We start from the raw sequence: 26,533 nt of genomic DNA, 5'->3' as shown, positions 1-26,533 counted from the left end.
ACGGTGCAGGGATTGTATCCGGCGCTGGAGCCGTATCGAAGCCGGCGCCTGCCGGTCGGGCCGCCACATGAGTTGTATATAGAGGAATGCGGCAACCCGGAGGGACTGCCGGTGCTGTTTCTGCACGGCGGGCCGGGTGCGGGATGTCTGCCATACCACCGGCAGTTCTTTGACCCGACCGTGTATCGCATCATCCTCTTTGACCAACGCGGTGCGGGTCAGTCGACCCCGCATGCGGAATTGGGCGGGAATACGACCCAGGCCCTGGTCGATGATATTGAGGCCATCCGTAAGGCCCTCGGCATCAAGGCCTGGGTTGTGTTTGGCGGTTCCTGGGGCTCGACGTTGGGGCTGGTCTATGCCGAGGCGCACCCTGAAAAGGTCCTTGGCCTGATCCTGCGCGGCATCTTTCTCTGCCGGCCGCAGGATATCCACTGGTTCTACCAGCACGGTGCCGGGCGCATCTTTCCCGAGTACTGGGAGCAGTACCTGGCACCGGTACCGGAGGCCGAGCGCAACAATATGGTGAGCGCTTACTACCGCCTACTGACCAGTGATGACGAGACGGTAAGGCTGGAAGCGGCGCGGGCCTGGTCACTGTGGGAGGGGCGGACGATCAGCCTGTTGCCCTGCAAAGAGACCGCATCGACCTTCGCCGGTGCCCACTTTGCCCTGGCCATGGCCCGCATCGAGTGCCACTACTTTATGCACGACAGCTTTCTTGAACCTGGACAGATATTGCGCGATGCGTACAAATTAAAGGATATTCCGGGTGTGATCGTGCACGGTCGCTACGATGTGGTCTGCACGGTGGATAACGCCCTGGCCCTACATACTGTCTGGCCACAGGCCGACCTGCATATTATCCCCGATGCCGGTCACGCCGCCTCCGAGCCGGGTATTGTCGATGCCCTGGTCAGCGCGACGCGGGATATGGCCAGGAAAATAAACCTGGGCGCGGCGTGATTGGTTTATTACAGCGTGTGTGTGAGGCCAGGGTGGCGGTCGCAGGGCAGACCATCGGTGAGATCGGCCCCGGGTTGCTGGTACTGGTGGGCGTCGAGAAGGGGGACACCAAGGCACAGGCCGAGCGCCTGCTGGATCGCCTGCTCGGCTACCGTGTGTTTGCCGACGCGGATGACAAGATGAACCTGAGCCTGCGCGATACCGGTGGCGGCTTATTGCTCGTGCCACAATTCACCCTGGCTGCGGATACACAAAAGGGTGCGCGGCCGAGTTTTTCCCCGGCGGCAGCACCGGAAGACGGCAAGGTCTTGTTTGAATTTCTTCTTAACAAGGCCAAAGGCTTGCATGCGGACGTGGCCAGCGGCGAGTTTGGGGCGGATATGCAGGTCAACCTGACCAATGATGGCCCGGTGACGTTCTGGCTGCAGGTTTGTCCTGACTCCGGAGGAGTAGGGCACTCAAAATGAAGCCTGAATGGCTTCTTTGAGCCGCCGACCTCACTGGGACAGTGAGTGGGGTATTCATGATGATGCCTGAAAGGCATCTATGATCCCAACCATCTCCGATGTCTGTGGAGTTTATGGTTTCGCGTATTTGTAAGCTTTCTAGGTTACCAAGTTCACCACGCACAGAACCCTAACGGGTTTACACCATAGAACCTTTCAGGTTCATTATGGATACCCTACCCACTTCCAGTGGGTCAGGGCAATTGTGAGTACCTCAACCATCTCCGATGGTTCGAGGCAAAAAAGGCCGGGCATTTGCCCGGCCTTAAAATATGCAGACTCAGCTTACTGTTAGAACGTTTAGAACGTTGTACCGATACCAATACCGAAGACCCAGGGGTCGATGTCGACATCGGCGGTGACCGTACCCAGGGTTGTATTTTTGAAGGTGGCCTCGGTACTGATATCGATGTACTTGACGTCAAAGTTCACGAACCAGTCCTTGTTGATGTCGACATCGACACCGACCTGTGCGGCAAGACCCCAGGAGTCATCGAAGTCAACGCTGGCACCGGGTGCATCAAGTACATCTTCGACGCTTTCGTCATAGAAGTAGGTGTAGTTGATACCGACACCGGCATACGGGCGGATATTGCTCTTCGGCAGGAAGTGGTACTGCAGGGTCAGGGTCGGTGGCAGTACTTTCGCATCGGCGATGTTACCCAGGGCGGTGAGGGTGCCATTGGCATCCGCGTCGTGACTAGAGGTGGCGAGGATGAGTTCCAGGCCCCAGTGCGGGTCGAGCATATAAGTGAAATCGAGTTCGGGCACCACGTCATTGTCGACCGAGACCCCCGAGCCGGCGACGGCCCCTGGGACGGCCGATGCCGAAATAGCGCTGCTGTCCTCATCCGGGCTGACAGAAATCACGCGGGCACGTACCACCCAGTCACCCGCCTCGTAGGCGGCGGCAGGCAGGGCGGTCATGCCCAGGCTCAGGGCGATGGCGGCGGGCAGGGCACGCTTCAGGGAATACTTCATGGGTTAATCTCCGTTCAAATAATATGTATAAATAAGTATTTGCTAATTTACCTTAGCCAGAATTCTGTACCTTGACATCGATCAAGAAAAGACGGTTTTTGTGACTTTTTGTCACAAAAAATCAGGTATGATCGCCACAGCAGTAGCAAACCTTTATTAAAGCTTGATCCGGGCGTGTGTGCAGGTATCCTATGCGCCCTGAAGTGACTGATTTACTGGAAGACATCCATGTCAGAACGTAAGGCCAGTGTGGCCCGCAATACCAACGAGACGCAAATCTCGATCTCCCTCAATCTGGATGGGCGCGGTGAAGCCAAATTCGAGACCGGTGTGCCGTTCCTCGACCACATGCTCGACCAGGTCGCCCGCCACGGCATGATCGACCTCGATATCCAGGCCAAGGGTGACCTGCACATCGATGCCCACCACACGGTGGAAGACATTGGCATCACCCTGGGCCAGGCCATGGCCGAGGCACTGGGCGACAAGTCTGGTATCCGTCGCTACGGCCACGCCTATGTGCCGCTGGATGAGGCCCTTTCACGCGTCGTTATCGATTTCTCGGGTCGCCCGGGTCTCGAGTACGGCGTCGACTTCCCGCGCGCGGCGATCGGCGAATTTGATGTCGACCTGTTCGTGGAGTTTTTCCAGGGCTTTGTTAACCACGCCAAGGCCACGCTGCACATCGATAATATCCGTGGCAAGAATGCGCACCACGTCGCCGAGACCATCTTCAAGGCCTTTGGTCGAGCCCTGCGCATGGCCGCCGAGCATGATGAACGCATGGCGGGTATTCTTCCTTCGACCAAGGGTAGCCTGTAAACCTCCGACGACTCCCAGACTATGAGTACCCTAGCTGTTATTGATTACGGAATGGGCAATTTGCACTCGGTGGCGAAGGCCGTCGAGCATGTTGCCGATGCCGCCGCGCGTGTTATTGTCAGCGCCGATGCCGATGTCATCCTTGCTGCCGATCGTGTGATCTTCCCCGGTGTCGGTGCGATCCGCGATTGTATGTCTGAACTGCAACGGCTCGAACTTGACGACGTGGTGCGTGAATGCGCAAAAGATAAACCCCTGCTCGGGGTTTGTCTGGGCATGCATGCGCTCATGGATCATAGTGAAGAGAACAATGGTATTGAGTGCCTCGGCATTTTTCCCGGTACAGTGCGCCGCTTTGCCGAGGGCCTGAAGGATGACAAGGGCGAGCGCCTGAAGATCCCGCACATGGGCTGGAACGAGGTCTTTCAGACCATGAGCCACCCGTTGTGGAAAAACATTGCCGATGGCAGTCGCTTTTACTTTGTTCACGGTTATTACGTTGAGCCGCAGGGGCCCGAGTTTATTGCCGGCTCAACCAACTATGGCGGGCTGTTTACATCGGTGATTGCCCGCGATAATGTCTTTGCAGCACAGTTTCACCCGGAAAAGAGCCAGCATTCCGGGCTAACCCTGCTGGAAAATTTTGTGCAATGGGATGGCAGTCTCTAAGAGGACATAAAGCATGTTGTTAATACCGGCAATCGACCTTAAAGAAGGCAAGTGTGTACGCCTGCGACAAGGCAAGATGAATGACTCTACGGTGTTCTCCGATGACCCGGTGGCGATGGCCGGACGTTGGGTCGAAGCAGGGGCACGTCGCCTGCATATCGTTGACCTTGATGGTGCCTTTGCCGGCGAACCGGTTAATGCTGGTGTCATTCACGATATCGCCGAGGCCTATCCGGACCTGTCTATTCAGGTCGGCGGCGGTATTCGCGATGAAGACACGGTGCAAACCTATTTAAGTGCCGGTGTGCAGTACTGCATCATCGGTACCAAGGCCGTGAGTGCCCCGCACTTTGTTTCTGAGTTGTGTCTTGAGTTCCCGGGTCACATCATCGTTGGTCTGGATGCGAAGGATGGCAAGGTGGCGATCGATGGCTGGTCAAAACTGTCTCACCATGATGTCATCGATATGGCGCAGCATTTTGAGAAAGATGGTGTCGAAGCCATTATCTTCACTGACATTGGCCGCGACGGTATGATGACGGGTGTTAATCTCGAGTCTACGGTAGAGCTGGCCCGTGCGATCAAGATCCCGGTGATCGCCTCCGGTGGGATAACCAACCTTGATGATGTGCGTGAACTCTCGAAATTTTATGAAGAGGGTGTTATCGGTGCGATTACCGGGCGTGCCATTTACGAAGGTACACTCGACTTCGCCGAAGGCCAGGCGCTGGCCGATGAACTCTGCGGTAAGGAATAAGAGACTTTTCATGGGCCTGGCGAAAAGAATCATCCCCTGTCTCGATGTCGATAACGGCCGCGTTGTGAAAGGCGTGCAGTTTGTCGATATCCGCGATGCCGGTGACCCGGTCGAGGTTGCCAAGCGTTACGACGAGCAGGGCGCAGATGAGATCACCTTTCTCGATATCACCGCCAGCTCCGATGACCGTGAGACCATTGTGCATGTCGTCGAGCAAGTCGCGGGTCAGGTCTTTATCCCGCTGACCGTCGGTGGCGGAATCCGTACGGTGGACGATATTCGTCGCTTGCTCAATGCCGGTGCCGACAAGGTCGGCATCAATACGGCGGCTGTAAACCGCCCGGAGTTTGTGCGCGAGGCAGCGGAGAAGTTTGGTTCACAGTGCATTGTTGTATCGATCGATGCCAAGCGCGTCAGCGCCGAGGGTGAACCACCACGCTGGGAGATATTTACCCACGGTGGCCGACAGGGCACCGGACTGGAAGCGATTGAGTGGGCCCGGCGCATGGTCGAATACGGTGCCGGCGAGATTCTGCTGACGAGTATGGACCGGGATGGTACCCGCGATGGTTTTGATGTCGAGCTGACCCGGGCCATTAGTGAGGCCGTCGACGTGCCCGTGATTGCCTCCGGCGGTGTTGGTACACTCGACCACCTTGCCGAGGGCATCATCCAGGGCAAGGCCGATGCGGTGCTGGCCGCGAGTATCTTCCATTTCGGCGACCATACCGTGCAGGAGGCCAAGCGTCATATGGCCGATCGGGGCATCGAAGTCCGCCTCTGAGCTTGCCCTGAACCGTCGGAACGATGCTTAGTGGCTCATAGATACCTTTCAGGCATCATCATGAGTAGCCCACTCATTGCCCCAGTGAGTCCGGTTAACCCGCAATGAACCTCGAGAGGTTCTATGAGCAAAATGAGTCACTTACGCATAGAACCCCCTGCGGGGTTCATTATGCGTAACTCACCCTTCGGGTCGAGGCAACTCGCGATTTTTCGGCTACTTATGCCTTGTCTCAGCTGCGCTCGTAACGCTTATAACAATAATTTTGTTACACTAGGCGTTGTGTTTTTCCGGGAGGATAATATGTCAGGCCAGTGGCTCGACGAGATCAAATGGACCGGCGACGGCCTGGTGCCTGTGATTACCCAGGAACTGGGGACGGGTAAGGTGCTCATGTTCGCCTGGATGAGCCGCGAGTCCCTGCAACTGACCGTGGAAAAGAATGAGGCCGTATACTGGTCACGCTCGCGTGGCAAATTATGGCACAAGGGTGAAGAGTCCGGGAATGTGCAGGCGCTGCATGACATCCGCCTCGACTGTGATAATGATGTGCTCTTGATTACGGTTGAGCAACACGGCGGCATTGCCTGTCATACCGGTCGGCATAACTGTTTTTTCAAGCGCTATGAAAATGGTAACTGGGTTGAGGTTGAGCCGGTACTGAAAGATCCGAGCGAGATTTATAAATAGACATGAGCGACATACTCGAACAGATTGCCGAGACACTCGAAGAACGTAAGCAGGCCAAGGCTGACTCCTCTTACGTCGCAAGTCTGTATGCCAAGGGTCTGGATACGATTTTAAAAAAGGTCGGTGAAGAGGCCACCGAGACGGTGATCGCCGCCAAGTCGGGTGACAAGGCGCAAATCGTCTATGAGACTGCCGACCTGTGGTTTCATACCCTGGTGATGTTGGCCAACGAAGGGCTGGGGCCGAAAGATGTACTTGCAGAACTGCAACGTCGCTTCGGTGTCTCAGGTCATGAAGAGAAGGCCTCGCGCAGCAAGTAGGCGCGGGATAATTTTTTAGGAGATAAGACAATGGGTTTTGGTGGAATTGGAGTGGGCTCACTCATCCTTATTCTGGTGATCGTCATATTGCTGTTCGGCACCAAGAAGTTGCGTAATGTCGGTGGTGACCTGGGCGGTGCACTGCGGAGTTTCCGCAAGTCGATGAAGGAAGGTGAAGACGAAGAGACGGCAACACTGGCGAAGAAAGACAGCGACGCCATAGATGCTGAAGTCGTCAAAGAAGACAAGGAAAAGGATAAGGGCTGAAGCCAGCCCCCTGTTAACGGCGTATAGGCCCTTGTAGCCTCGCACCGTTCGGTGATGTCATGTTTGATATCGGCTTTTTCGAACTTATCCTTATCGCGATCGTTGCCTTACTGGTGATAGGTCCCGAACGCCTGCCACATGTCGCGCGTTCTGCCGGGCTATGGCTAGGCAAGTTACGCGGCTTTGTCGGCTCAGTGAAGGCCGATATTGACCAGGAACTGAAGGCAGAGGAACTCAAGCGCATCATGAAACAACATACCGATTCTGTCGGTGTGCACGAGATCATTGAGGAAACCCGATCGGTGGCCGAGGATGTGAAGCAGCAGGATTACCTGTTGCGGGCCATCGTCGATGAAGAAGACAAGAAAGAAGAAGACAAGAAAGAAGAAGACAAGAAAGAAGAAGACAAGAAAGAAGAAGACAAGAAAGAAGTAAAACAACCGGTCGACGATGAGCGAGCAAGATAACACCCCGACAGAACCCGCCTTCCTTTCGCACCTCATCGAGTTGCGGGATCGGTTGTTGCGAAGTGTACTGGTCATTGTGTTGCTGTTGTTGCCATTGCTGTATTTCGCCAACGACCTGTATTCCCTGCTTGCCGAACCCTTGTTAAGACACATGCCACAAGGCACGCAGATGATTGCGACCGAGGTCGCTTCACCGTTTTTGACCCCTTTCAAGCTGGCGCTGATCGCCGCGATCTTTATCGCCGTACCCTACCTGCTTTACCAGACCTGGGCCTTTATCGCCCCGGGTCTTTATCAGCATGAGCAGAAACTCGTTATCCCGCTGCTGGTCTCGAGTACCTTGCTGTTCTATGCCGGCATCGCCTTTGCCTACTACATTGTATTCCCGCTCGTGTTTGGTTTTTTCATTGGAGTCGCCCCGGAAGGCGTGGCGGTGATGACCGATATCTCCAAGTACCTCGATTTTGTCTTGAAGCTATTTATCGCCTTCGGTATCGCCTTCGAGGTACCGATTGCCACCATCCTCATGTGCTGGACCGGTATGACCACGCCCGAGAAGCTGGCAGAAAAACGTGCCTATGTCATCGTCGGTGCCTTCATTATTGGCATGCTCATGACCCCGCCGGATATCATCTCGCAGACCCTGCTGGCCCTGCCGATGTGGATGTTGTTCGAGGTGGGTTTATTCTTCTCACGCCGGATGCCGAAGCGTGATGCAGATGAGTATGCTGACGACAGCAGTGAAGAGGCAGAGCATAGCATTATGCCGAAGGCGGCCGCCGCGGCTGCGGCGACGTCGACGGATAGCCCGCAAGAACCGGCCAGTGTTGTCGAAGAGGGGCAAGACGATGAACCCTACGAGGAGCTGACCGACGAGGAGATGGAGGCCGAGCTGGACCGTATGGAGAAAGAAGACGAAGCCGATGAAGAAACAGACGACACGGATACGCCGCCTAAGGACAAGGGCGAAAAACAGTAATTTCCGGCATCAACCGGGAATAAACCCCGCCTCCCTGTTGTCATATAATAAATAATTACTTCTGGAGTTGCGTATGTACCGACGTCTGATGCTGGGCATTAGCCTGTTGTTAATGGTCAGTATCGCCCATGCCGACCTGAAGAATACCCTCGCCAACAATGCCTCGCCCTACCTTGCCATGCATGGCGGCGACCCGGTGCATTGGCAGGAGTGGAATGAGCAGGCCGTGGCCGCCGCACGCAAGGAAAACAAACTGCTGTTTGTCTCGATCGGTTATTTTGCCTGCCACTGGTGCCATGTCATGCAGCGCGAGAGTTACCAGGACGCGGCGATCGCGACAAAGCTTAACCGGGATTTTATTCCGATCAAGGTTGACCGTGAATTAAACCCGGCCTTGGATAGCCGCCTCATCGAGTTTGTGGAACGCACGCGCGGCTATTCCGGTTGGCCGCTGAATGTCTTTATTACCCCACAGGGCCATCCCCTGCTCGGCATTGTCTATTTACCGGCAAAAGACTTTGATGCCCTGTTGACTGAACTGAACACACTCTGGCAACAAAACCCACAGCAACTGGCAGACGATGCACGTCTCGCCAATGAGGAGTTACAGGTCCCACGGGGGCGACAGGAGACTACGCTTCAAAAAGGTCTCGCTGAGAAGGCGCGCAAAGCCCTGAGAAATGAAACACTCTCCCGTGCCGATAGCTTTGCCGGTGGCTTTGGTAACCAGAGTAAATTTCCATCCGTGCCACAGTTGGAGGCCATGCTGGATGTCTATGCAGACGAGCAGGACAGCCAGGTGGGGGATTTTCTGCGTCTGACCCTGGACAACATGTCACGACTGGGCCTGAATGATTTGATCGGCGGTGGTTTCTTCCGTTACACGGTGGACCCGCAATGGCGAGTCCCCCACTTTGAGAAAATGCTTTACGACAATGCCTTGTTGGCCCGGCTATACCTGCGCGCCAGTAAGGTCTTGAATGAAACACGTTACTTAAAAACCGCACGTGAAACACTCGATTTTATGCTGACCAGCCTGCGCAGCCCGCAGGGCGGTATGTATGCAAGTTTGTCGGCGATAGACGATAAGCAGGTCGAAGGCGGTTTTTACCTGTGGCAGGTAGAGACACTGCAACAACTCCTTACAGCCAAGGAATGGCTGGCGGTGGAAAAGGCCTGGCAGATAAGTGGCGGGCCGACAACAGAAGACGGTTACCTGCCCATCGCCCTGCGTGAGCCCGCCGAGGTAGCCGCCGAGCTGGGCATCAGCGAGGCTGGGCTTGAAAAAAGTCTGCAGTCTGCACGGAAAAAAATGTTTCAACAGCGTAGCCAGCGTAACCTGCCCGTAGATAACAAGCGACTGGCCGGCTGGAACGGCATGGCCCTGTCGGCCTTTGCGCAGGCGGCGCAACAGACCGGTGATAAGACCTACCAGTCAGCGGCCCGCGAGATACGTGATTATATTGTTAACACACTGTGGGAGCATGAGCAGGTCATACGCGCACGTGACGGCCGCGGCCAGCCGATTGGTCAGGCGACCCTCGAAGATTATGCCTATGTCGCGCAGGGCCTGGTGGATTGGGCCAGATATACAGACAAGGCAGGAGATTTTTCGCTGGCCATGCAGGTGATCGAACAGGCCTGGTCACGTTTCTATACTCGCCAGGGCTGGCGACTGACGGAAAGCAGTCTGTTGGCGATGACCAGTACGGAAGTGATGCTGGCTGACGGGCCTATTCCCTCTGCCTCGGCGGTACTTGTGCAGGCAAGCCTGGATGTTTTGCAGCACACCGACAATGCAGACCTGCGCAAGAGGGTGATGCTGGCCGTAGCAGCCGGTCAGGAAATGCTACTCGCCGAGCCTTACTGGTTTGCAAGTCATGCTCGCGAGGCGTTCAGATTCTAGCGCTGATAACGCATGCGGGTGCCATGTGTGAGTGACAGGTTGATCTCATCGGCACTGAGAGTAGTCGGGAACAGGCAGCCGGAAATCTTTGCCGCATGAATACTGGCACCCTCAAGATTGGCCTTGCTAAAGTCAATACCACGCAAGTCGGCCTGGCGAAAATAACAGCCACGCAGGTCGAGGCCATCGGCATTCAGCCCCTTCAGGCTAAGACCACGCATATCACAATTACTCAGGTCAGGCTGTTCTCCACTGGCACAGGCATGGTTAAAGTCTCCGATCTTGCCTTCGCGTAACAAGCGGTAGAGGTGGTCATCCTTTATTTCAGGTGTGGCCATGATGCACTCCAAAGTTTATTGTCAGCTATTAATATACAGTAGGCGCTTTACCAGTACATGGCAAGAGAGCGTCTTCAGGATTCCCGCGCAAGCAGCAAGCGGTGCGATTCCGTATAGATAATCGGGATCAGAAACAGGCTGACGAGTAGCGAGAAACTCAGGCCAGAGACGATAGTCACCGCCAGGGGTTGCAGCATTTCAGCACCCTCGCCGAGCTTCAGGGCCAGCGGCAACATACCGACCACGGTCGTGAGCGTCGCCATCAGTATAGGGCGCAGGCGCAGGCGTGCGGCAGTGAGCACGGCATTATGCAAGTCTTGACCGTTGACACGCTGCAGTTCAATGTATTCGACCATGATGATGGCATTATTCACAACAATACCGGCAAGCATAATCAGACCCAGTGCCACCGGCATGGATACCGGCAGGTCAGTGACAAACAAACCGATGGCAACACCAATGGCAGCGAAGGGCACGCTCAAGAGGATGATCAGCGGGTTTTGCAGTGACTCATATTGTATGGCCATGACCACGAACACCAGAAACAGGGCCAACGCCAGTAATACCCCTGAGAGTTGTTTACCTTCCTGCAACGCCTGCTTGGAACCACCATCATAAAGCGTATAACCATCGGGCAACTCCAGACCGGCCAGCCTTGTTTCAATATCGGCATGGATCTCACCGGACGTACGTTTTTCTGTGGTCAATGAGGCGCTGACCTCAACATAACGCTGTTGTCGGTCACGCAGTATTTGCGCCGGGCTGGCAATGACCGTGACACTGGCGATATCGGCAAGGTAGATAGCGGCATCTTTACGTGAGCCGAACAGAAGTATTGATTCGATATCCTGCGGGGTTTCAATACGGCTGCGTGGCAGGCGGACACGGACATCGTAACTGCGATCACCCTCGATAAAGTCAGTAACCACCTCGCCATCCAGGGCATAGTGCAAGGCATCCGTGACATCCTGCACGTCAAGGCCAAGGCTGGTGGCGCGCTCACGGTCAACGGTGATGGCCAGTTCCTGGCGAACCTCTTCCGAGGAGTGTTTGAGGTTGCGCAGGCCTTTGGTGCCACGCAGACGCAGCATAATGGCTTCACCAATCTCATCGAGTGTCTGCAGTTCGGGGCCCTGGATACGCAGACTCAGGTCATCATCACCACGGCTGGTGCGGAAACCACGAATACCATAGGTACGCATACGTACACGAATACCGGCAAGATTTTGCTTGCGGATCAGTGCCTGTATTTTATCTTTCCAGGCCTCACTGGAAAGGTCGCGCCGCGATGCTGGTACGAGTTGTACAGTCAGGGTGCTCTGATTGCTTGCCTCGTACTCGGAGCGGCCGAAGATGCGGCCACCGACAATTGAAAATACGCCTGTCACCTCTGGTTGGGCACGCAGGAGTTTTTCAAGCTTATGTACGGCAAGGTCCATTTCTGTCAAGGCAATACCTGGATCGGCGCTGATGCTGACGCGTAACTTGCCATCATCGAATGTGGGCAGAAAAATATTCTTGTTGGTCGCAAAGACGGTAAAAATACTAATAAGCAGGGCGACAAGGAGTGTCAGCATGGCCGTAAGGCGCAAACTCCGGTGGTTCAGGATTTTCTCGAGCAAGTTGCTATAGGCATTACGTAGCAATGTCATGAAATCGTCGATGCGTACACGCATGACAGAGACTTTATTGTTGTCGGCGGCAGAGGCAGCCAGGGCCGGTACCAGGGTAAGGGCAACAACCAGTGAGGCGACGATAGCGGCGGAGATCGTAAAGATCAGTTCACGGAATAGCAGGCCAATCAATCCACCGATGAAGAGGAAGGGCAGCACCGCAGCCAGGTTGGTGGCGGTAGAGGCCACAATGGCGCTGTTGACCTCACCCGCTGCGGTGACGGCCGCGGCAGATTCCTCATCCATCCCAGCCGTGGTATCGGATTGTACAAAGTCATGTTCCTGCTGGTGACGCGAGATGTTCTCGAGCATGACGATGGTGTTGTCGACCAGCATGCCGATGCCGAGGGCCAACCCACCCAGGGTCATGATATTCAGGCTCAGGTCGGCCAGGCCCATGAGGATAAAGGTGACCATGATCGCTATGGGGATGGCGCTACCGATAATCAGGGTGTGGCGCAGGTTACCGAGGAACAGGTAGACCACGATCATCGCCAGTATGGCACCACTGATGGCGGCCATAATGGCGTTATTCAGGGCATTGCGAACGTAGACCGACTGGTCGTCGACGATCTGCACCCGCGTGCCTTCCGGTAGCAGTGACTGCGTCTGTAGCCAGGCCACTTGCTGTTGTACGCGTTCGGCGACATTGACGGTGTTGGCATCGGGCTGTTTCTGAATAGAGACCTTGACCCCGGGGATATCGTTATAACGAACCTGCAGGCGTTGCTCTTCGTGACCGTCGATCACCTCGGCAACATTACTCAGCCGGATCATGCCGCCACCTGGCAAGGCAATGGGCAATTCGGCAATGTCGCTGACGCGGGTAAAGCGCCCCGAGGTGCGGCTGATAATTTCCTGTTCGCGCATGATCAAACGACCGCCGGGGGCTTCGACGTTGCCGCGTTGCAAAGCCCGGACGACATCCTCAATGGACAGACCCAGACCGCTGAGGCGTTCCTGATCGGGCAGAACCAGGATCTCCCTGACCAGCCCGCCGCCCACTTCTACCGAGGCGACCCCTGGCAGGTTCAGAAACCACTTGGAGTAGGTGCTATCCACCCAGTCACGCAGCTTAACCTCGTCCATCTGCGAGGAACTGACCACATATTCCATCACCGGGATCTGTGAAGGGTCGCGTTTATAAATGACTGGTGGGTCGATCGAGGTAGGGAGAAAACGTTTTGCCCGGTCAAGACGGGTACTGGCATCGCGCAGGGCAATGTCGATGTCCTTGCCATATTCAAAAGACAGGTCTACCGAGCTGGCACCTTCAGAAGTGCGTGACTGCACACTGATGGCATCCTCGGTAATGGCGAGTTGTTCCTCGAGCTGGCGGGTAATACGGTCTTCCATCACCGTTGCCGGCACCCCCGGGTCGATGATGCGTACCCGTACCTCGGGATAGATAATATGTGGCAGCAGGTTGATGGAGAGACGCTCAAGTACAAACGCACCAAGGACAAGCACGGCAAGTGTGATCATAATAATGCCGACAGGATGGCGGATCGACCAACTGGCCAGGCCGCCACTGCGGAAACGCATGTTATGGGTATAGGCTGACAAGCGTGTTTCCTCTAATGGACATTGTTATCGACGGCCTTGTCTGGTGCCGTGCGCACCGGCTTGTCATGTTTGAGGCCAAGAAAACCCTTGACGACTATACGCTGCCCTTCTTCAAGCCCATCTAGGATCTCAATGTCCTGATTAATACGCAGACCGCTGTGCACCGTCGTACGAATAGCCTTGTCCTGGTCGTCAACGACAAAGACGAATTCGCCTTCGTGATCACGGCGCAGGGCAGAGAACGGGATCAATAAACGTTCCTGTGCCGGGCCTTGCAGGTTAACGCGGCAGAGTTGCCCGGGGCGTGCGCCGTCCGGTGCCGGGTCAAGGATGATCTCTACGAGGCCACTGCGCGTGGCAACATTCAGGCTCGGATGAATACGCAGGATTTCACCATGAAAACGCCGTGCGAGCAGGGCATCGATACGCACTTCGACCTTGTCACCCTTGTGCAGGTCGGGGAGTAATAATTCGGAGACGGCCACTTCGGTGATCAGGGTTGCGGTATCGATTAGCGTCAGCAGGTGCGTATGCCGGGAGACCACCAGCCCGGGTTCGGCAAGACGTTGACTGATCACGCCATCGATCGGGGCATGTATGATGGTATATCCCAGCCGGGTCTGCAACAGACGCTCTTCGGCCTCGGCCACATCCATGGCCGTGATGGCGCGTGCCAGTTCTTCCTCGGCGACCAGGCGTTTACCACGCAGTTTTTTCAGGCGCGCCACGTCCTGTTCGGCCTGGCGACGCGTCGCCCCGGCCTTGTCGAGTTCCGCGCGCAGCAGTTTGTCATCGATGCGCAGCAGGACATCGCCCTTTTTCACATGGGTGCCTTCGTGAAAGGGTATCTCGGTAAGTGTGCCCTCTTCCTGGTTGAAAAGCTTGATTTCGCTACGTGCACGCAGGGTGCCGGTCCGTTGCGTGCTGTGACGGACAAGCTGCTTGCTGGCCGTGGTGAGTTCAACCAGCTGGGCGGGTCGTGAGGGGGACTTTTTATTCACAGCAGGCTTATCAGAGCATCCGGACTGCAGGATAAGGCCGGCGATGAGAAGGAGAAAACCGCTAAACGAAAGACTACGCGCTGTCATTATTGTTGTCATCCTGTGCCAGGCAGGAAATCCTGGTAAATTAGGGACTAATTGTATGATCTTTCAGGCAGGGGGGTAAGTCCACCCAACGGATACAGGCCATGCCTGATATGACTGATTTGTGTGAGGATGGTTTCACTGTTAGTGGCTTTTTGCCATAATCGGGGACGAGGCGGTTGCCCAGAATAAACAATAATAACCGCCATATTCCAGGAGTATGACCAGTGTCGAAGGCAATTTGCTGCTTAAAGCTGAAGATTTTCCGCATGGCCCTGTTGCTATGCACGTCCTTGTTACCGGCATGGGCAGCGGCGGCCGAACCAGGTGTCATCACCATGACCACGGCCCCCACCCAGTCGGTGGCTGATACACACAAACTCTATGGGCCATTAGCCGAGTACCTGTCACAGGCCAGTGGCAAACAGGTAAAGCTGGTACCGGTGCGCAACTTCCTCGAATACACGAGCAAGATGCGCAAGGATGAGTTCGATATCATCTTTGATGGGCCACATTTTGTCAGCTGGCGTATGCAACACACCGGGCATATACCCCTGGCGCGTATCCCCGGTGAGCTGGTGTTTATGGCAGCGGTGAAGGATGGCGGCACGATCAAAGATATCAAGGAACTGGTTGGAAAGAAGGTCTGCGCGGTAAACTCGCCCAACCTCGCCACCCTCATGGTGCTGGACGCCTTTCCGAATCCGGTTCGCCAGCCGGTGATCGTCGCACAGCGTAGTTTCAAGGATTCCATGCAGTGCCTGAAAGATGGCAAGGCGGATGCAGCGATCCTGCCAGTCGCATTCTGGAAGAAGTTTGAAAAGGCAGGCAAGACCAAGGGCCTTAGACTGCTCTATTCAACAAACAAGCAACCCCTGCCACCGCGTACATTTTCCATATCAAAGCGTGTCGATGCCGCTACGCGTGAAAAGATTCGCCTTGCCTTATTAGACAGCGAGGGTAAGCCGGGACCACAGCCGGTTTTGAATCGCTTCCGTAGCAAGAATTTCGTTGCAGTAAAGGAAAGCGAATACACCGACCTGACGCGCCTGCTTTTGTCCGTATGGGGTTTTCACGAATAATCGAGCTGTGAGGCGGAGCAGAATCTGGCAGGAAGGTGAAACTGCAAACCATCCAGCTAAATAAAGACTACCGGCCTGATATATTACGACTAAATTGAAATCTCTACCCTGGGTGCCTGTGTATCATTGGTATATGTTGGATTACACATAATCAACCGGGAAGGGTCAATGCCATTATTTTTCGACAGGTAGTCGCGGACATTTTTACCCCGTTGAATGGCCAGGTTCACCAATTGCGTGATTTCAGATTGACTGGCGGCAGGTAACAAGTTAGCGATAGCCGTGATCGCCGTTTTCTCATCAGCTGCAGACTTTCGAGCTTTATCCATTAACGCGCTATCTATAGAAAAGATCGTTATACGATCAGCGATTGTTGACTGGCCACATAAAATTAGATGTACACCTGGCCGCTCATTAAGGAGTATGGCAAGTTTATCAAGTTGTCCTGTGTCACTACTGTCCAGTTCGGTATCAGCGGCCTCAAACTTGATGGGTTCAAAGCGAAGTGCTGTAGCGAGATTAAAGACTTTTGTTCCCAGAGTAACAATGCCAAAAGGTGTGTAATAGTTAATAACGGCATATTTGATTGAATCCAGAATGACCTTGTTTATCGTATTTTTAAATGAAAATTCCGGACTTTCAATATCACCCGTTACGGGTAATTTAAGATAGATACTACCATCTTTATTCCGGAGTAGTTTTAATGCCTGTGTAAGAGGGATACCTAATTTTTCCGTATATTCTTTTGAGGTGCCTTGATCTGATTCCTCCAGATAAAATTTGTGGAAGATAAAATTAAATGTGGAATCAAGTTTTCCCTGATCCACAGCAAGTGCGATATCCGCATCCATGTAACCACTCTTAATATTGTGATGAAGAGCATCACTCAAATAAGCTGAAAAGTCTGCAGCATTCACTCCTTGAATAGACCCTTTTAAATTACCGGTAGGGCGTTTTGCGAACAGAACTATTTCACCATTGAAATTAATTTTTCCATGCTCCCCTGCAATAGCTGATAGTAAGATCGGACTTTTGTTGTTGATGTCAGAGGAATCTATCTGGCTTAACTGTAAACTAATATCGCGGGCTACCCCAACATAGGATGGTGTGACTCGATCATCTTTAATGGCAATCTTAGAATCACCTTGAATAGACAAATTATTGATTTTGAAAATCGCCGGGTCAGGTTCTGTTGTATCAATCTTCGATTGATGTACTGTCTCGGGATGGAAAAGTTTTTTTATCCTTTCAGAAAATCCAAGCTCTCCATCTTTTTTACGAAACAGGTAAGTATTCAGGCCATCAATAGCAATATCAGAAATCAGGTAGTTGTTGGTATGCAAAATACTTAAATCAGTGACAGCAATACTATTAACTGAGGCGACGTGTTTATTATTCAAGGTTGCTGAATCAGAACTTTTAAGTTCCAAAACAGCAAGGTCGTTGATATTAATGGATTCTACATCAATGTTATTTAATCCATTGAGCGTCAAGCCATTGACCTTCATGGTGCCGATAGTAACCACGTCGGCATCATCAGGATTGTCATGTAATGTAATATTCTTTAAAACAAAGGATAAGTTTGCCAACAGACCAAGGTCTTTTTGACCGGCTTTTTTATCTATAATGTAACTTGATTGTCCATCCACGGAAAAACTACCCAGTGCAAGGCAATTGTTATAGAGCGATTTACCCTCGTGGCTATATAGCTGGTAACAGGTTTTGAAATTCCTGAATCCGATATCTTTTATAATAACGGGCCATGGCGTAGAGTCTTGATCTGTTGTTGATTGTTTGTCCGTGATTTGCGAAAAATCAATATCACCGAACCTTAACGTTTTTCCTGTTTCCTGATGAACATCAATATAGAAATCTGAAAACTCGACTTTTTCAATGGTGATTTTATGGTCGAACAGATCTTTTATATTTAAAAAGACAAATAATTCACTGAGATTGATTTTCTTCTTGTTCGGGCCAATTGCCTGAAAACCGGAGACTCTTACCTGGCCATTAAACAGGTTAATGCTGACATCCTCGATCGAGCTGTGTACACCCCGATCTTCGAGCCATCCAGTGGCCAACCAGATGGTTGTAGCAGGTATGAGGGCAATCGAGGTAACAAACAAAATCACAATGCCGGCAAGAACACCCGTCAGCCAATAAAGCCATCGTTGTAATTTAGTAGGCATTAATAATAGACATTTATCAGAATAACGCTATACGTATTTATAGACTATAGCCTACATGGATGGTATGTGTCACATGGGATCAATAATGACCGTTAAAAATATGTAGTCGTATGCGGGGGCATAAATACACTACGAATTGTGCATTCTTGCGGACTTAATAGAGCGTCCTGCGAGTAAATGAAAACAAAAAAGGCACAGCAAACAAGCTGTGCCTTTTATTTGGTGGGCCTGCAAGGACTTGAACCTTGGACCAAGGGATTATGAGTCCCCTGCTCTAACCAACTGAGCTACAGGCCCCTGAACAGGCGTTATTGTAGCAATATTTTTAAAAGCTTGTGTATGAAAAAAGGCCTGTCTTTGCGGACAGGCCTTTATTTTCTTCGGCTTCTGCTGGGTACGCTTACGAACCGGTCTGCTGGTCAAGGAAGCTGCGCAACTGTTCCGAGCGGCTCGGGTGACGCAGCTTACGCAGGGCCTTGGCCTCGATCTGACGGATACGCTCACGGGTAACGTCAAACTGTTTGCCGACTTCTTCCAGTGTATGGTCGGTATTCATGTCGATACCGAAACGCATACGCAAGACCTTGGCTTCACGTGCGGTTAGGCCGTCGAGAATATCCTGGGTGGCTTCACGCAGGCCTTCGATAGTCGCTGAATCCAGTGGCAGCAGGGCATTACCGTCTTCAATGAAGTCACCGAGGTGTGAGTCTTCGTCATCACCGATCGGGGTTTCCATGGAGATCGGTTCCTTGGCGATCTTCATGACCTTGCGAACCTTGTCTTCCGGCATTTCCATGCGTTCAGCCAGTTCTTCCGGTGTCGGCTCACGGCCCATTTCCTGCACCATCTGCCGCGAGATACGCGACAGTTTGTTGATGGTTTCAATCATGTGTACCGGGATACGGATGGTACGGGCCTGGTCGGCAATCGAACGCGTAATGGCCTGGCGAATCCACCAGGTGGCATAGGTCGAGAACTTGTAACCACGGCGGTATTCAAACTTGTCGACAGCCTTCATCAGGCCGATGTTGCCTTCCTGAATCAGGTCGAGGAACTGCAGGCCGCGGTTGGTGTATTTCTTCGCAATCGAGATCACCAGACGCAGGTTGGCCTCAACCATTTCCTTCTTCGCACGACGTGCCTTGGCCTCACCGATAGACATCTTGCGATTGATGTCCTTGATCTGGCCAATGGTCATGTTGGATTCTTCCTGCAGTCCAATCAGTTTCTTCTGCGCACGCAGGATCTCGTCCTCATGTTCCTTCAGGACCTTGGCAAACGGCTTGCTGGACTTCAGCAATTTTTCCAGCCACTCAGGATTGGTTTCATTTTCCGGGAAGGAAACAATGAAGTCCTTGCGTGGCATACGAGCCTTTTCCACGCAGATATTCATAATGACCTTTTCCTGAGCGCGTATGCGGTCGACCATGCCGCGCAGGTCATTGACCAGACGATCGATCAGGCGCTGTGCCAGTTTGATTTCCATGAACTGCGCAGAAAGCTGTTCGCGCATCTTCAGGCATTTTTCGTCCTTGTTGCCGTGTTTGTTGACGGCATTCAGGTAACGCTTGTAGAGCTTGCGAATACTCTCGAAACGCTGCTTGGCCTCTTCCGGATCCGGACCGGTATCGACTTCCTCTTCTTCCTCATCATCGTCTTTTTTGTCGTCGGCGCTGCTCTGCGCATTGCCGGGTTTGGCAATCACGTCCGGGGCGTTCGGGTCGATAAAGGTGGTGAGGATATCGGTTAAGCGGGTCTCTTCACGTTCGAAGCGGTCGGCCTCTGTGAGCAGGGTGGCAATGGTGTCACTGTAGGTGGCCAGCGCAGAGAGCATCTGGTTCATGCCTTCTTCAATACGCTTGGCGATGCGGATTTCACCCTCACGGGTCAGCAGCTCAACGGCGCCCATTTCGCGCATGTACATACGTACCGGGTCGGTGGTGCGACCAAATTCGGCATCGACGGTGGCGAGCGTGGCAGCGGCCTCTTCACTGGCATCGTCATCGGCGCTGACGGCCTGATCTGACATGACAAGGCTGTCCGCATCCGGGGCAAACTCCTGTACGGTGATACCCATGTCGGTGATCATGCTGATGATACCCTCGATCTGATCCGGATCGACGATCTCGTTTGGCAGGTGATCATTAACCTCAGCGTAGGTCAGGTAACTCTGTTCCTTTCCCTTCGCAATCAGTGCTTTAAGCTGAGATTGTTGTGTTTCCTTATCCATTGCCATGTCGATATGCCTTGTAAAAGTACGTGTGTCTTACCACTACCCGGTAAACCGGGCGATATTAAACGAACTATTATAGTCCAAATACGGACGTTTTACACAGTGTAGTCTGTGATCGTCCATCTTTCAGGAATCATTAACTATCTGATTTCTGAATGCTTTTTTCTCATCCTCGGTGAGCTCGTCAAATCGTTTTGATTTCACGTTCTCAATATGTGCCATTTTCTGCCGCCGCGCGGCCTGTTCATCCAGACGGGCCAGGGTGTGTAGAAATTCCGTTTCCAGCGCCCCTGCGTCGGCCAGTGCGATATCGGGGGCGGCCAGGGCCTGCAGGCGTTGCGCAATCGGCTGGTCGCGCCAGTGTTCAATAACCGCTGCGGTATTTAAATGCGGCTTGGCCTGCAATAATTCAAGCAATTCGACCAAAAAGGCCACGCCCGGTTCCCCGGCGGCGAGCAGGCGTTTGGCATCCCCGCCCACACTGCCCAGTGCGGGTTGCTGCAACAGGCAACGGATAGCACGGGTGACCAGGCTATTGCCCGGCCGTGCCACGGCAGCCTGGCGTTGCGGACGCCGGGTGGGTGGTTCGACCACCCCGGTACGCTGGTTGAACAGGTGTGAGGTCAGGCGGTCGGCATCCATATCGGCAATGCGCGCCAGTTCTGTCACGAGCATGTCACGGTAGACACCGGCGCTGAGCTTGGCAAACAGGGGCCGCGCCAGTTCGACCAGCTTGGCGCGACCATCAATGCTGTGTATATCGGCCTGTGCAGAGAGATTTTCAAGCAGAAAACGGGAAAAAGGTTTGGCCTCAGCGATCTTTTTCTCCAGCCCCTCGCGGCCATGCTGGCGCACATAGGTATCCGGGTCTTCGCCCTCGGGCAGGAACAGGAACTTGGCCTCACGGCCCTCACGGATCACCGGCAGGGCATTTTCCAGGGCCCGCCAGGCAGCGGCCCGGCCGGCGCGGTCGCCATCAAAGCAGAACACCACCTCGGGCGCGGTGCGGAACACCTGTTCGAGGTGTTCGGCGGTAGTCGCGGTGCCGAGTGTGGCCACGGCGTAGCGGATGCCGTATTGCGCCAGGGCGATCACATCCATATAGCCTTCAACGACGAGCAGGCGCGGGATATCACGCAGGGCCTTGCGGGCCTGATAGAGGCCATAGAGTTCGCGGCCCTTGTGGAAGATGGGCGTCTCGGGTGAGTTCAGGTACTTGGCGCCTTTTTCGTCCGGCTCGAGCACGCGGCCGCCAAAGGCGATGCAACGGCCACGACGATCGAGTATGGGGATCATGATGCGATCCCTAAAGCGGTCATAGCGCTTGTCGCCCTTGTCGATGACCATGCCCGAGGCCGTCAGGCTGTCCTGTTTCGCGGCATCATCGCCGATGTGCTTGATCAGGTTGTCCCAGCCGGGTGGGGCAAGGCCAATGCCGAAGGCGGTGACGATGTCGCCGCTCAGGCCACGATTCTTCAGGTAGTCAATGGCGCGCTGCGCCTGCGGGTGGCTGCGCAACTGGTCACGGTAAAATTTGGAGGAGGCATCTAGCACATCGTAGAGTGGCTGGTAGTTTTGTCGTGGCGTGTCGTTGTCGCCTTCTTCACGTGGTACGTCGATGCCGGCCGTGGCCGCGAGGGACTCGATGGCCTCGACAAAGCCCATATGCTCATAGTCCATGAGAAAGCCGAGCGCGCTGCCGGAGGCACCGCAACCGAAGCAATAATAAAACTGTTTGTCCTGGCTGACGCTGAAAGACGGGCTCTTTTCAGTGTGAAAGGGGCAACAGGCCATGAAGTCCTTGCCCTTCTTTTTCAATGGCACGCGTGTGTCGATGACATCGACGATGTCGATGCGACCGAGTAAGTCATCGATAAAACCCTGTGGAATCTTCCCGCCCATAACCTAGAGTGTAAGCCGAGTTGCCATGTCAGTCAGTATAACTTGTGTGCAATTGGACACAGATTGTAAAGAAAAGTGATTATTTGTATGCCAAGCAAAGAAAATATTACTGGCTAGGTTGAAAGTTGATGCTCACAGAACCCTACGGGTTCATTGTGAGTACCTCAACCATCTCCGATGGTTCGAGGCAGCTTGGAGCAGTAGTTAGCCGAGCCGGGCTTTGAGTTTGCCGCTGACCGCACCCATATCGGCACGACCCTGCAGCTTGGGGCGAATAATGCCCATGACCTTGCCCATATCTTTCATGGAGGTCGCACCGGTCTCGGTGATCGCCGCGGCGATAATGCTGTCGATCTCGGCCTCTTCGAGCTGGGCGGGCATGAAGGTCTGGATCACACCGACTTCATACTGCTCTTGCTCAAGCAGGTCCTGGCGATTGGCGGCCGCATACTGCTTGATGCTCTCACGGCGTTGCTTGAGCATCTTGTCGAGCACGGCCAGGGTCTCGGCATCGTTGAGCTGTTTGCGCTCATCGACTTCGATCTGCTGGATAGCCGCTTGCATGAGGCGAATAGTACCGAGACGCGGCTTGTCTTTCTCGCGCATCGCGGTCTTCATGGCCGACGTGATCTGCTCTTTGAGGTCGCTCATTCGTATTGGTTTGACAGGACTGACACACGCTCAGGCCCGCAGCCAAATCCTGTATTAGTACAGGCGAACGCGGTGCTGGATCTGGCGCGAAACCTTCTTCTGGTTGCGCTTTACTGCCGCAGCAGCCTTACGCTTACGCACGCTTGTTGGCTTCTCATAGGCTTCACGGCGACGGACTTCGGCAAGGGTGCCGGCCTTTTCGCAGGAGCGCTTGAAGCGACGCAGTGCTACGTCGAAGGGTTCGTTCTCTCTAACTTTAACTGATGGCATTGATTAAACCTTAAAAATTAAGTCCTTATACCCGGGTATCCCTGCAACCGGTGCGAAACCGACTGCCGAGGGTGCGAGATCTTAATGATTTCTGCCCCAAAATGCAAAATTATCCGGCACTTTTTGTTCTCAGGCCGTGCGGGTCAGCGGCTGTCTGTTAGAATGCGGCCCATTATGCGTGTTTTAGGCATCGAAACCTCCTGTGATGAGACCGGCGTGGCTGTTTACGACAGCGACCGGGGCCTGCTCGCGCACACCTTATATAGTCAGGTCGAACTGCATGCCGATTACGGCGGGGTCGTGCCGGAACTGGCCTCGCGCGACCATGTCCGCAAGATCGTGCCCCTGCTCGACGAGGTCATGGCCAGGGCCGGGCTAAGACGCGCCGAGATTGACGCCGTGGCCTATACCGAGGGCCCGGGGCTGGTCGGGGCCTTGCTGGTCGGGGCGGCGGTTGGCCGCACGCTGGCCTGGAGCTGGGGGGTGCCGCATGTCGGCGTGCACCACATGGAGGGCCACCTGCTGGCCCCCATGCTCGAGGACAACCCGCCCGCCTTCCCGTTTATCGCCCTGCTGGTCTCCGGTGGCCACAGCATGCTGGTGCAGGTTGAGGGTGTCGGCCAGTACCAGATCCTTGGCGATACCCTTGATGATGCCGTTGGTGAGGCCTTCGACAAGACCGCCAAACTGCTGGACCTCGGCTACCCGGGCGGCCCGGCAGTGCAAACACTCGCCGCCGAGGGCAACCCCGACAAGTACAAATTTCCGCGGCCGATGACCGATCGCCCCGGCCTGGACTTCAGTTTCAGTGGCCTGAAGACCTTCGCCCTCAATACCTGGCAAACCAGCGCACAGGACCAACAGGCCAAGGCCGATATTGCCCGCGCCTTCCAGGATGCTGTGGTCGATACCCTGGCCATCAAGTGCCGCCGTGCCCTGCGCGAGAACGGTGTGAAACGGCTGGTACTGGCCGGTGGCGTCAGTGCCAACACCGCCTTGCGTGCACGCATGCAGGCCCTGGTGAAGGCGGAACAGGCCGAGGTGTTTTACCCGCGCCTGGAGTTCTGCACCGATAACGGCGCGATGATCGCCTATGCCGGCTACCTGCGCCTGCAGGCGGGTGAGCGAGGTGGCGAGGGCTTCGGTGCCCAGCCGCGCTGGTCACTGGAAACCCTGCAACAGCCAACCCCACTATAGAAATTAAATCTTTTCCCTGGACTGCCGATAACGCTTATACGGTTTGCAGCGGGATTAGCGGTGTCCGAGATGAATACTGGCAAGCGGGCGTGGCGGCGTTACCCGGCGTGGGGCCTGGCGATCCTTTGGTTTGTGGCAATGCTCACGGCCTTTTGGTGGTTCCAGTTACGCAGTCTGCGCGCCTTTGATGCCAGTGAATTAACCCGTACCGAATTTTTTACCGGTACCGAGCTTGCCCGTCACCTGCCGCCGCTGATGCAGACCCATGCAAAGGCGAGGGTGGTGCATTTCTGGGACCCGGCGTGTGCCTGCAACCGCTTTAATCAGGTACACGTCAATAACCTCATGGAAGAGTACGGCAACCGGCTGGTTGAGTTTCTGGTCGTGGTACGGGCTCGTCCGGGACATGACCCGCAACGCCTGCAAGCTGAGGCGCATAAGGCCTTTCCGCACGCGGCCGTGGTCGAGGTGCGCACGGCATGGCCGCAACAGGGCATGCCGCCATCCAGCCCGGCGGTGGCAGTGACAGACGCCAGGGGAAAACTGGCCTATTTCGGGCCTTACAGTATTGGTGCGGTCTGCTCGGTAGGGAATGGTGATTTTGTTGAAGGCACGTTGAATAAATTATTGCAGGGTAATAACCCGCAACAGGTGAACACCCTTGCAACGGGTTGTTTTTGCCCCTGGCAGCGAAGCGGCAATGTGTAATGGCTTTTAGATAAAGAGAATGACGATGAATACACAGAATGAAGCGCTAAGACAGTATGGTGTGCAGGGCGACAAGTTAATGAGCGCTGTGCAATGGTTATTGTTTGTTTTCAGCCTGGGCCTTGCCGGTTGGTATGACACATGGACCGAGGCGCTTGTCATCGGCCTGTCCTCTGCAGCCGTGCCGACGATCCTGACCTACCTATATGGTGGCACGCGCCTGTCACGCGCCGCGCATGCCGCGGCATTCATGGTGTTCAGCGCACTGCATATTCACCAGGCACACGGCATGATCGAAATGCACTTCGGCATTTTTGTGCTGCTGGCCTTCCTCTTGTATTACCGTGACTGGGTCCCGGTACTGACGGCGGCCGCTGTGATTGCCGTCCATCATGTTGCGTTCTTCTTCATGCAGCAGGGCGGCTACCCGGTCTTTGTTTTTACGGCGGGTGCCGGTTTCAATATGGTAATTATCCACGCCGCCTATGTTGTCTTCGAGACGGGCGTGTTGATTTATCTGGCGGTTAAATTACGTAGCGAGCTGGTGCAGTCAGTCGAGTTGCTCGAGATCGGCAAGCACCTTGTGGTTGTCGACGGCCGTATCGACCTCGCCTACCGCAAGCAAGATCCGCAAAGCCGCTTTGCCGTGGACTTCAATAGCTTCATTCAGGCCATTCACGATGCCATGCGGGATGCAAAGACGGCAACCGATCACCTTGCCACCAATACGGCAGAAATGCAGAACCTGAGTTCCATGGCCAACCAGAGCATGCAGGAACAAAGCCAGCAAACCGATCTGCTGGCAGCCGCTATTAATGAGATGACGGCAACGGTGCAGGAAGTTGCGCGTAATGCCAGCGAGGCGGCGCAAGGTACTCGTGATGCCGACGAAGCCGGTGAATCGGCCAAGCAGGTCGTTGGCGGCACCATTAAGACCATTGAGACCCTCGCGACGCGTGTTGAAGAGGCGGCCAGTGTGATCGATCGCCTTGAACAACAAAGTGACAAGATCGGGGTGGTCCTGGAAGTGATCAAGAGTATCGCCGACCAAACCAATCTGTTGGCCCTGAATGCCGCGATCGAGGCTGCGCGTGCAGGCGAACAGGGACGAGGTTTTGCTGTGGTCGCCGACGAGGTGCGTACCCTGGCCGGACGCACCCAGGAGTCGACCGAAGAAATTCAACAAATCATCGAGCAGTTACAAAGTGGCGCACATGATGCGGTGAAGGTCATGGAGCAGGGGCGTGAACAGGCTCAAGAAAGCGTGAACAAGGCCGGTGAAGCCGGTAAATCACTTAACGAAATTGCCAGTGCCATTGCCCTGATCAATGACATGAACATCCAGATTGCCAGTGCCGCAGAACAACAGTCACATGTCGCGGAAGAAATTAACAAAAATGTGGTGAGCATCAGCAGCCTCAGTCAACAGGCTGCAGAGCATGTCGCGCGTTCAGCCGCATCCAGTAATGAGCTTGAAGCGGATGCCGACCGGCTGCATAACCAGTTGCACCGTTTCAATTTGTAA

25 protein-coding genes and 1 tRNA gene are annotated in these 26,533 nt (G+C 54.4%); 16 read left to right on the top strand and 10 right to left on the bottom strand.

Features of this window, described 5'->3' with window-relative positions; genetic code table 11:
- The first annotated feature begins 3 nt into the window (after positions 1–3).
- Together pip and dtd are read left to right on the top strand one after the other, a co-directional pair.
- Entirely contained in the window at positions 4–966 is a 963-nt protein-coding gene (pip, locus tag EL386_RS15000; protein WP_126457025.1) for a prolyl aminopeptidase, read from the top strand.
- Positions 963–1,433 carry a D-aminoacyl-tRNA deacylase gene (gene dtd / locus EL386_RS14995; protein ID WP_126457024.1) on the top strand — a complete coding sequence of 157 codons (471 nt, stop codon included), beginning with the start codon at positions 963–965 and terminating at the stop codon, positions 1,431–1,433. The genes pip and dtd overlap by 4 nt, the downstream gene beginning before the upstream one ends.
- Positions 1,434–1,772: 339 nt before the next feature.
- On the opposite strand, the gene EL386_RS14990 is transcribed toward dtd, so the two are convergent.
- Positions 1,773–2,453 (bottom strand): OmpW/AlkL family protein, encoded by a 681-nt coding sequence (locus EL386_RS14990; RefSeq protein WP_126457023.1) that lies wholly within the window; start codon positions 2,451–2,453, stop codon positions 1,773–1,775.
- A 228-nt stretch (positions 2,454–2,681) separates the two neighbouring features.
- Here EL386_RS14990 and hisB point away from each other — a divergent pair, with 228 nt between their 5' ends.
- From hisB to EL386_RS14940, 10 genes are all read left to right on the top strand, one after another.
- Positions 2,682–3,275 carry an imidazoleglycerol-phosphate dehydratase HisB gene (gene hisB, locus EL386_RS14985; protein ID WP_126457022.1) on the top strand — a complete coding sequence of 198 codons (594 nt, stop codon included), beginning with the start codon at positions 2,682–2,684 and terminating at the stop codon, positions 3,273–3,275.
- Positions 3,276–3,296: 21 nt separating this feature from the next.
- Complete coding sequence (gene hisH / locus EL386_RS14980; RefSeq protein WP_126457021.1) at positions 3,297–3,944, top strand: imidazole glycerol phosphate synthase subunit HisH; 648 nt, start codon at positions 3,297–3,299, stop codon at positions 3,942–3,944.
- Positions 3,945–3,957: 13 nt separating this feature from the next.
- Positions 3,958–4,701: a 1-(5-phosphoribosyl)-5-[(5-phosphoribosylamino)methylideneamino]imidazole-4-carboxamide isomerase gene (gene hisA / locus EL386_RS14975; protein WP_126457020.1), complete on the top strand. Its 744-nt coding sequence runs from the start codon at positions 3,958–3,960 to the stop codon at positions 4,699–4,701.
- A gap of 10 nt (positions 4,702–4,711) precedes the next feature.
- Entirely contained in the window at positions 4,712–5,485 is a 774-nt protein-coding gene (gene hisF / locus EL386_RS14970; RefSeq protein WP_126457019.1) for an imidazole glycerol phosphate synthase subunit HisF, read from the top strand.
- A 303-nt stretch (positions 5,486–5,788) separates the two neighbouring features.
- Entirely contained in the window at positions 5,789–6,175 is a 387-nt protein-coding gene (gene hisI, locus EL386_RS14965; RefSeq protein ID WP_126457018.1) for a phosphoribosyl-AMP cyclohydrolase, read from the top strand.
- Positions 6,176–6,177: 2 nt separating this feature from the next.
- The gene (locus EL386_RS14960; protein ID WP_126457017.1) at positions 6,178–6,495 is read left to right on the top strand and encodes a phosphoribosyl-ATP diphosphatase; all 318 of its coding nucleotides are present in this window, start codon (positions 6,178–6,180) and stop codon (positions 6,493–6,495) included.
- Positions 6,496–6,525: 30 nt separating this feature from the next.
- A complete protein-coding gene (gene tatA, locus EL386_RS14955; protein ID WP_126457016.1) occupies positions 6,526–6,762 on the top strand; it encodes a twin-arginine translocase TatA/TatE family subunit in 237 nt (78 codons plus the stop codon).
- A 59-nt stretch (positions 6,763–6,821) separates the two neighbouring features.
- Entirely contained in the window at positions 6,822–7,229 is a 408-nt protein-coding gene (tatB, locus tag EL386_RS14950; protein WP_126457015.1) for a Sec-independent protein translocase protein TatB, read from the top strand.
- Positions 7,213–8,208, top strand: coding sequence for a twin-arginine translocase subunit TatC (gene tatC, locus EL386_RS14945; protein ID WP_126457014.1), 996 nt, complete (start codon positions 7,213–7,215; stop codon positions 8,206–8,208). Before tatB ends, tatC begins: the two co-directional genes overlap by 17 nt.
- A gap of 73 nt (positions 8,209–8,281) precedes the next feature.
- Positions 8,282–10,114 carry a thioredoxin domain-containing protein gene (locus EL386_RS14940; protein ID WP_126457013.1) on the top strand — a complete coding sequence of 611 codons (1,833 nt, stop codon included), beginning with the start codon at positions 8,282–8,284 and terminating at the stop codon, positions 10,112–10,114.
- On the opposite strand, the gene EL386_RS14935 is transcribed toward EL386_RS14940, so the two are convergent.
- The 3 genes from EL386_RS14935 to EL386_RS14925 form a co-directional block, all read right to left on the bottom strand.
- On the bottom strand, positions 10,111–10,452 hold the full coding sequence (locus EL386_RS14935) for a pentapeptide repeat-containing protein (protein WP_126457012.1): 342 nt from the start codon (positions 10,450–10,452) through the stop codon (positions 10,111–10,113). The two genes, EL386_RS14940 and EL386_RS14935, sit on opposite strands and share 4 nt — an antisense overlap.
- A 74-nt stretch (positions 10,453–10,526) precedes the next feature.
- On the bottom strand, positions 10,527–13,691 hold the full coding sequence (locus tag EL386_RS14930) for an efflux RND transporter permease subunit (RefSeq protein WP_232020214.1): 3,165 nt from the start codon (positions 13,689–13,691) through the stop codon (positions 10,527–10,529).
- 11 nt (positions 13,692–13,702) lie between these two features.
- The gene (locus tag EL386_RS14925) at positions 13,703–14,779 is read right to left on the bottom strand and encodes an efflux RND transporter periplasmic adaptor subunit (RefSeq protein ID WP_172597754.1); all 1,077 of its coding nucleotides are present in this window, start codon (positions 14,777–14,779) and stop codon (positions 13,703–13,705) included.
- A 224-nt stretch (positions 14,780–15,003) separates the two neighbouring features.
- Between EL386_RS14925 and EL386_RS14920 the strand changes: the two genes are divergently transcribed.
- On the top strand, positions 15,004–15,858 hold the full coding sequence (locus EL386_RS14920; RefSeq protein ID WP_126457010.1) for a phosphate/phosphite/phosphonate ABC transporter substrate-binding protein: 855 nt from the start codon (positions 15,004–15,006) through the stop codon (positions 15,856–15,858).
- Positions 15,859–15,947: 89 nt separating this feature from the next.
- On the opposite strand, the gene EL386_RS14915 is transcribed toward EL386_RS14920, so the two are convergent.
- From EL386_RS14915 to rpsU, 6 genes are all read right to left on the bottom strand, one after another.
- The gene (locus tag EL386_RS14915) at positions 15,948–18,047 is read right to left on the bottom strand and encodes a DUF748 domain-containing protein (RefSeq protein ID WP_126457009.1); all 2,100 of its coding nucleotides are present in this window, start codon (positions 18,045–18,047) and stop codon (positions 15,948–15,950) included.
- A 220-nt stretch (positions 18,048–18,267) separates the two neighbouring features.
- Positions 18,268–18,344, bottom strand: a tRNA-Ile gene (locus EL386_RS14910).
- 103 nt (positions 18,345–18,447) lie between these two features.
- The gene (gene rpoD / locus EL386_RS14905) at positions 18,448–20,277 is read right to left on the bottom strand and encodes an RNA polymerase sigma factor RpoD (RefSeq protein WP_126457393.1); all 1,830 of its coding nucleotides are present in this window, start codon (positions 20,275–20,277) and stop codon (positions 18,448–18,450) included.
- Between the two features lie 129 nt (positions 20,278–20,406).
- Entirely contained in the window at positions 20,407–22,182 is a 1,776-nt protein-coding gene (gene dnaG / locus EL386_RS14900) for a DNA primase (RefSeq protein WP_126457008.1), read from the bottom strand.
- Positions 22,183–22,386: 204 nt separating this feature from the next.
- Positions 22,387–22,833, bottom strand: a complete 447-nt coding sequence (locus EL386_RS14895) for a GatB/YqeY domain-containing protein (RefSeq protein ID WP_126457007.1) — start codon at positions 22,831–22,833, stop codon at positions 22,387–22,389.
- A 54-nt stretch (positions 22,834–22,887) separates the two neighbouring features.
- Positions 22,888–23,103 carry a 30S ribosomal protein S21 gene (gene rpsU, locus EL386_RS14890; protein WP_126457006.1) on the bottom strand — a complete coding sequence of 72 codons (216 nt, stop codon included), beginning with the start codon at positions 23,101–23,103 and terminating at the stop codon, positions 22,888–22,890.
- A 174-nt stretch (positions 23,104–23,277) separates the two neighbouring features.
- Here rpsU and tsaD point away from each other — a divergent pair, with 174 nt between their 5' ends.
- The 3 genes from tsaD (at position 23,278) to EL386_RS14875 (ending at position 26,533) form a co-directional block, all read left to right on the top strand.
- Positions 23,278–24,300 (top strand): tRNA (adenosine(37)-N6)-threonylcarbamoyltransferase complex transferase subunit TsaD, encoded by a 1,023-nt coding sequence (tsaD, locus tag EL386_RS14885; RefSeq protein WP_126457005.1) that lies wholly within the window; start codon positions 23,278–23,280, stop codon positions 24,298–24,300.
- Positions 24,301–24,369: 69 nt separating this feature from the next.
- A complete protein-coding gene (locus EL386_RS14880) occupies positions 24,370–25,008 on the top strand; it encodes a DUF6436 domain-containing protein (RefSeq protein ID WP_126457004.1) in 639 nt (212 codons plus the stop codon).
- Positions 25,009–25,033: 25 nt separating this feature from the next.
- A complete protein-coding gene (locus tag EL386_RS14875; RefSeq protein WP_172597753.1) occupies positions 25,034–26,533 on the top strand; it encodes a methyl-accepting chemotaxis protein in 1,500 nt (499 codons plus the stop codon).

This window comes from Sulfuriflexus mobilis (assembly GCF_003967195.1).
GTDB classification, from domain to species: domain Bacteria; phylum Pseudomonadota; class Gammaproteobacteria; order AKS1; family AKS1; genus Sulfuriflexus; species Sulfuriflexus mobilis.
This window is presented reverse-complemented; position numbering and strand designations above follow the sequence as displayed.

Bases quoted from the DNA above. Each gene is read 5' to 3' on its own strand.
- EL386_RS14990 (WP_126457023.1), bottom strand. From the start codon at position 2,453: ATGAAGTATTCCCTGAAGCGTGCCCTGCCCGCCGCCATCGCCCTGAGC.
- hisB (WP_126457022.1), top strand. From the start codon at position 2,682: ATGTCAGAACGTAAGGCCAGTGTGGCCCGCAATACCAACGAGACGCAA.
- hisH (WP_126457021.1), top strand. From the start codon at position 3,297: ATGAGTACCCTAGCTGTTATTGATTACGGAATGGGCAATTTGCACTCG.
- hisA (WP_126457020.1), top strand. From the start codon at position 3,958: ATGTTGTTAATACCGGCAATCGACCTTAAAGAAGGCAAGTGTGTACGC.
- hisF (WP_126457019.1), top strand. From the start codon at position 4,712: ATGGGCCTGGCGAAAAGAATCATCCCCTGTCTCGATGTCGATAACGGC.
- hisI (WP_126457018.1), top strand. From the start codon at position 5,789: ATGTCAGGCCAGTGGCTCGACGAGATCAAATGGACCGGCGACGGCCTG.
- EL386_RS14960 (WP_126457017.1), top strand. From the start codon at position 6,178: ATGAGCGACATACTCGAACAGATTGCCGAGACACTCGAAGAACGTAAG.
- tatA (WP_126457016.1), top strand. From the start codon at position 6,526: ATGGGTTTTGGTGGAATTGGAGTGGGCTCACTCATCCTTATTCTGGTG.
- tatB (WP_126457015.1), top strand. From the start codon at position 6,822: ATGTTTGATATCGGCTTTTTCGAACTTATCCTTATCGCGATCGTTGCC.
- tatC (WP_126457014.1), top strand. From the start codon at position 7,213: ATGAGCGAGCAAGATAACACCCCGACAGAACCCGCCTTCCTTTCGCAC.
- EL386_RS14940 (WP_126457013.1), top strand. From the start codon at position 8,282: ATGTACCGACGTCTGATGCTGGGCATTAGCCTGTTGTTAATGGTCAGT.
- EL386_RS14935 (WP_126457012.1), bottom strand. From the start codon at position 10,452: ATGGCCACACCTGAAATAAAGGATGACCACCTCTACCGCTTGTTACGC.
- EL386_RS14925 (WP_172597754.1), bottom strand. From the start codon at position 14,779: ATGACAGCGCGTAGTCTTTCGTTTAGCGGTTTTCTCCTTCTCATCGCC.
- EL386_RS14915 (WP_126457009.1), bottom strand. From the start codon at position 18,047: ATGCCTACTAAATTACAACGATGGCTTTATTGGCTGACGGGTGTTCTT.
- rpoD (WP_126457393.1), bottom strand. From the start codon at position 20,277: ATGGATAAGGAAACACAACAATCTCAGCTTAAAGCACTGATTGCGAAG.
- dnaG (WP_126457008.1), bottom strand. From the start codon at position 22,182: ATGGGCGGGAAGATTCCACAGGGTTTTATCGATGACTTACTCGGTCGC.
- EL386_RS14895 (WP_126457007.1), bottom strand. From the start codon at position 22,833: ATGAGCGACCTCAAAGAGCAGATCACGTCGGCCATGAAGACCGCGATG.
- rpsU (WP_126457006.1), bottom strand. From the start codon at position 23,103: ATGCCATCAGTTAAAGTTAGAGAGAACGAACCCTTCGACGTAGCACTG.
- tsaD (WP_126457005.1), top strand. From the start codon at position 23,278: ATGCGTGTTTTAGGCATCGAAACCTCCTGTGATGAGACCGGCGTGGCT.
- EL386_RS14880 (WP_126457004.1), top strand. From the start codon at position 24,370: ATGAATACTGGCAAGCGGGCGTGGCGGCGTTACCCGGCGTGGGGCCTG.
- EL386_RS14875 (WP_172597753.1), top strand. From the start codon at position 25,034: ATGAATACACAGAATGAAGCGCTAAGACAGTATGGTGTGCAGGGCGAC.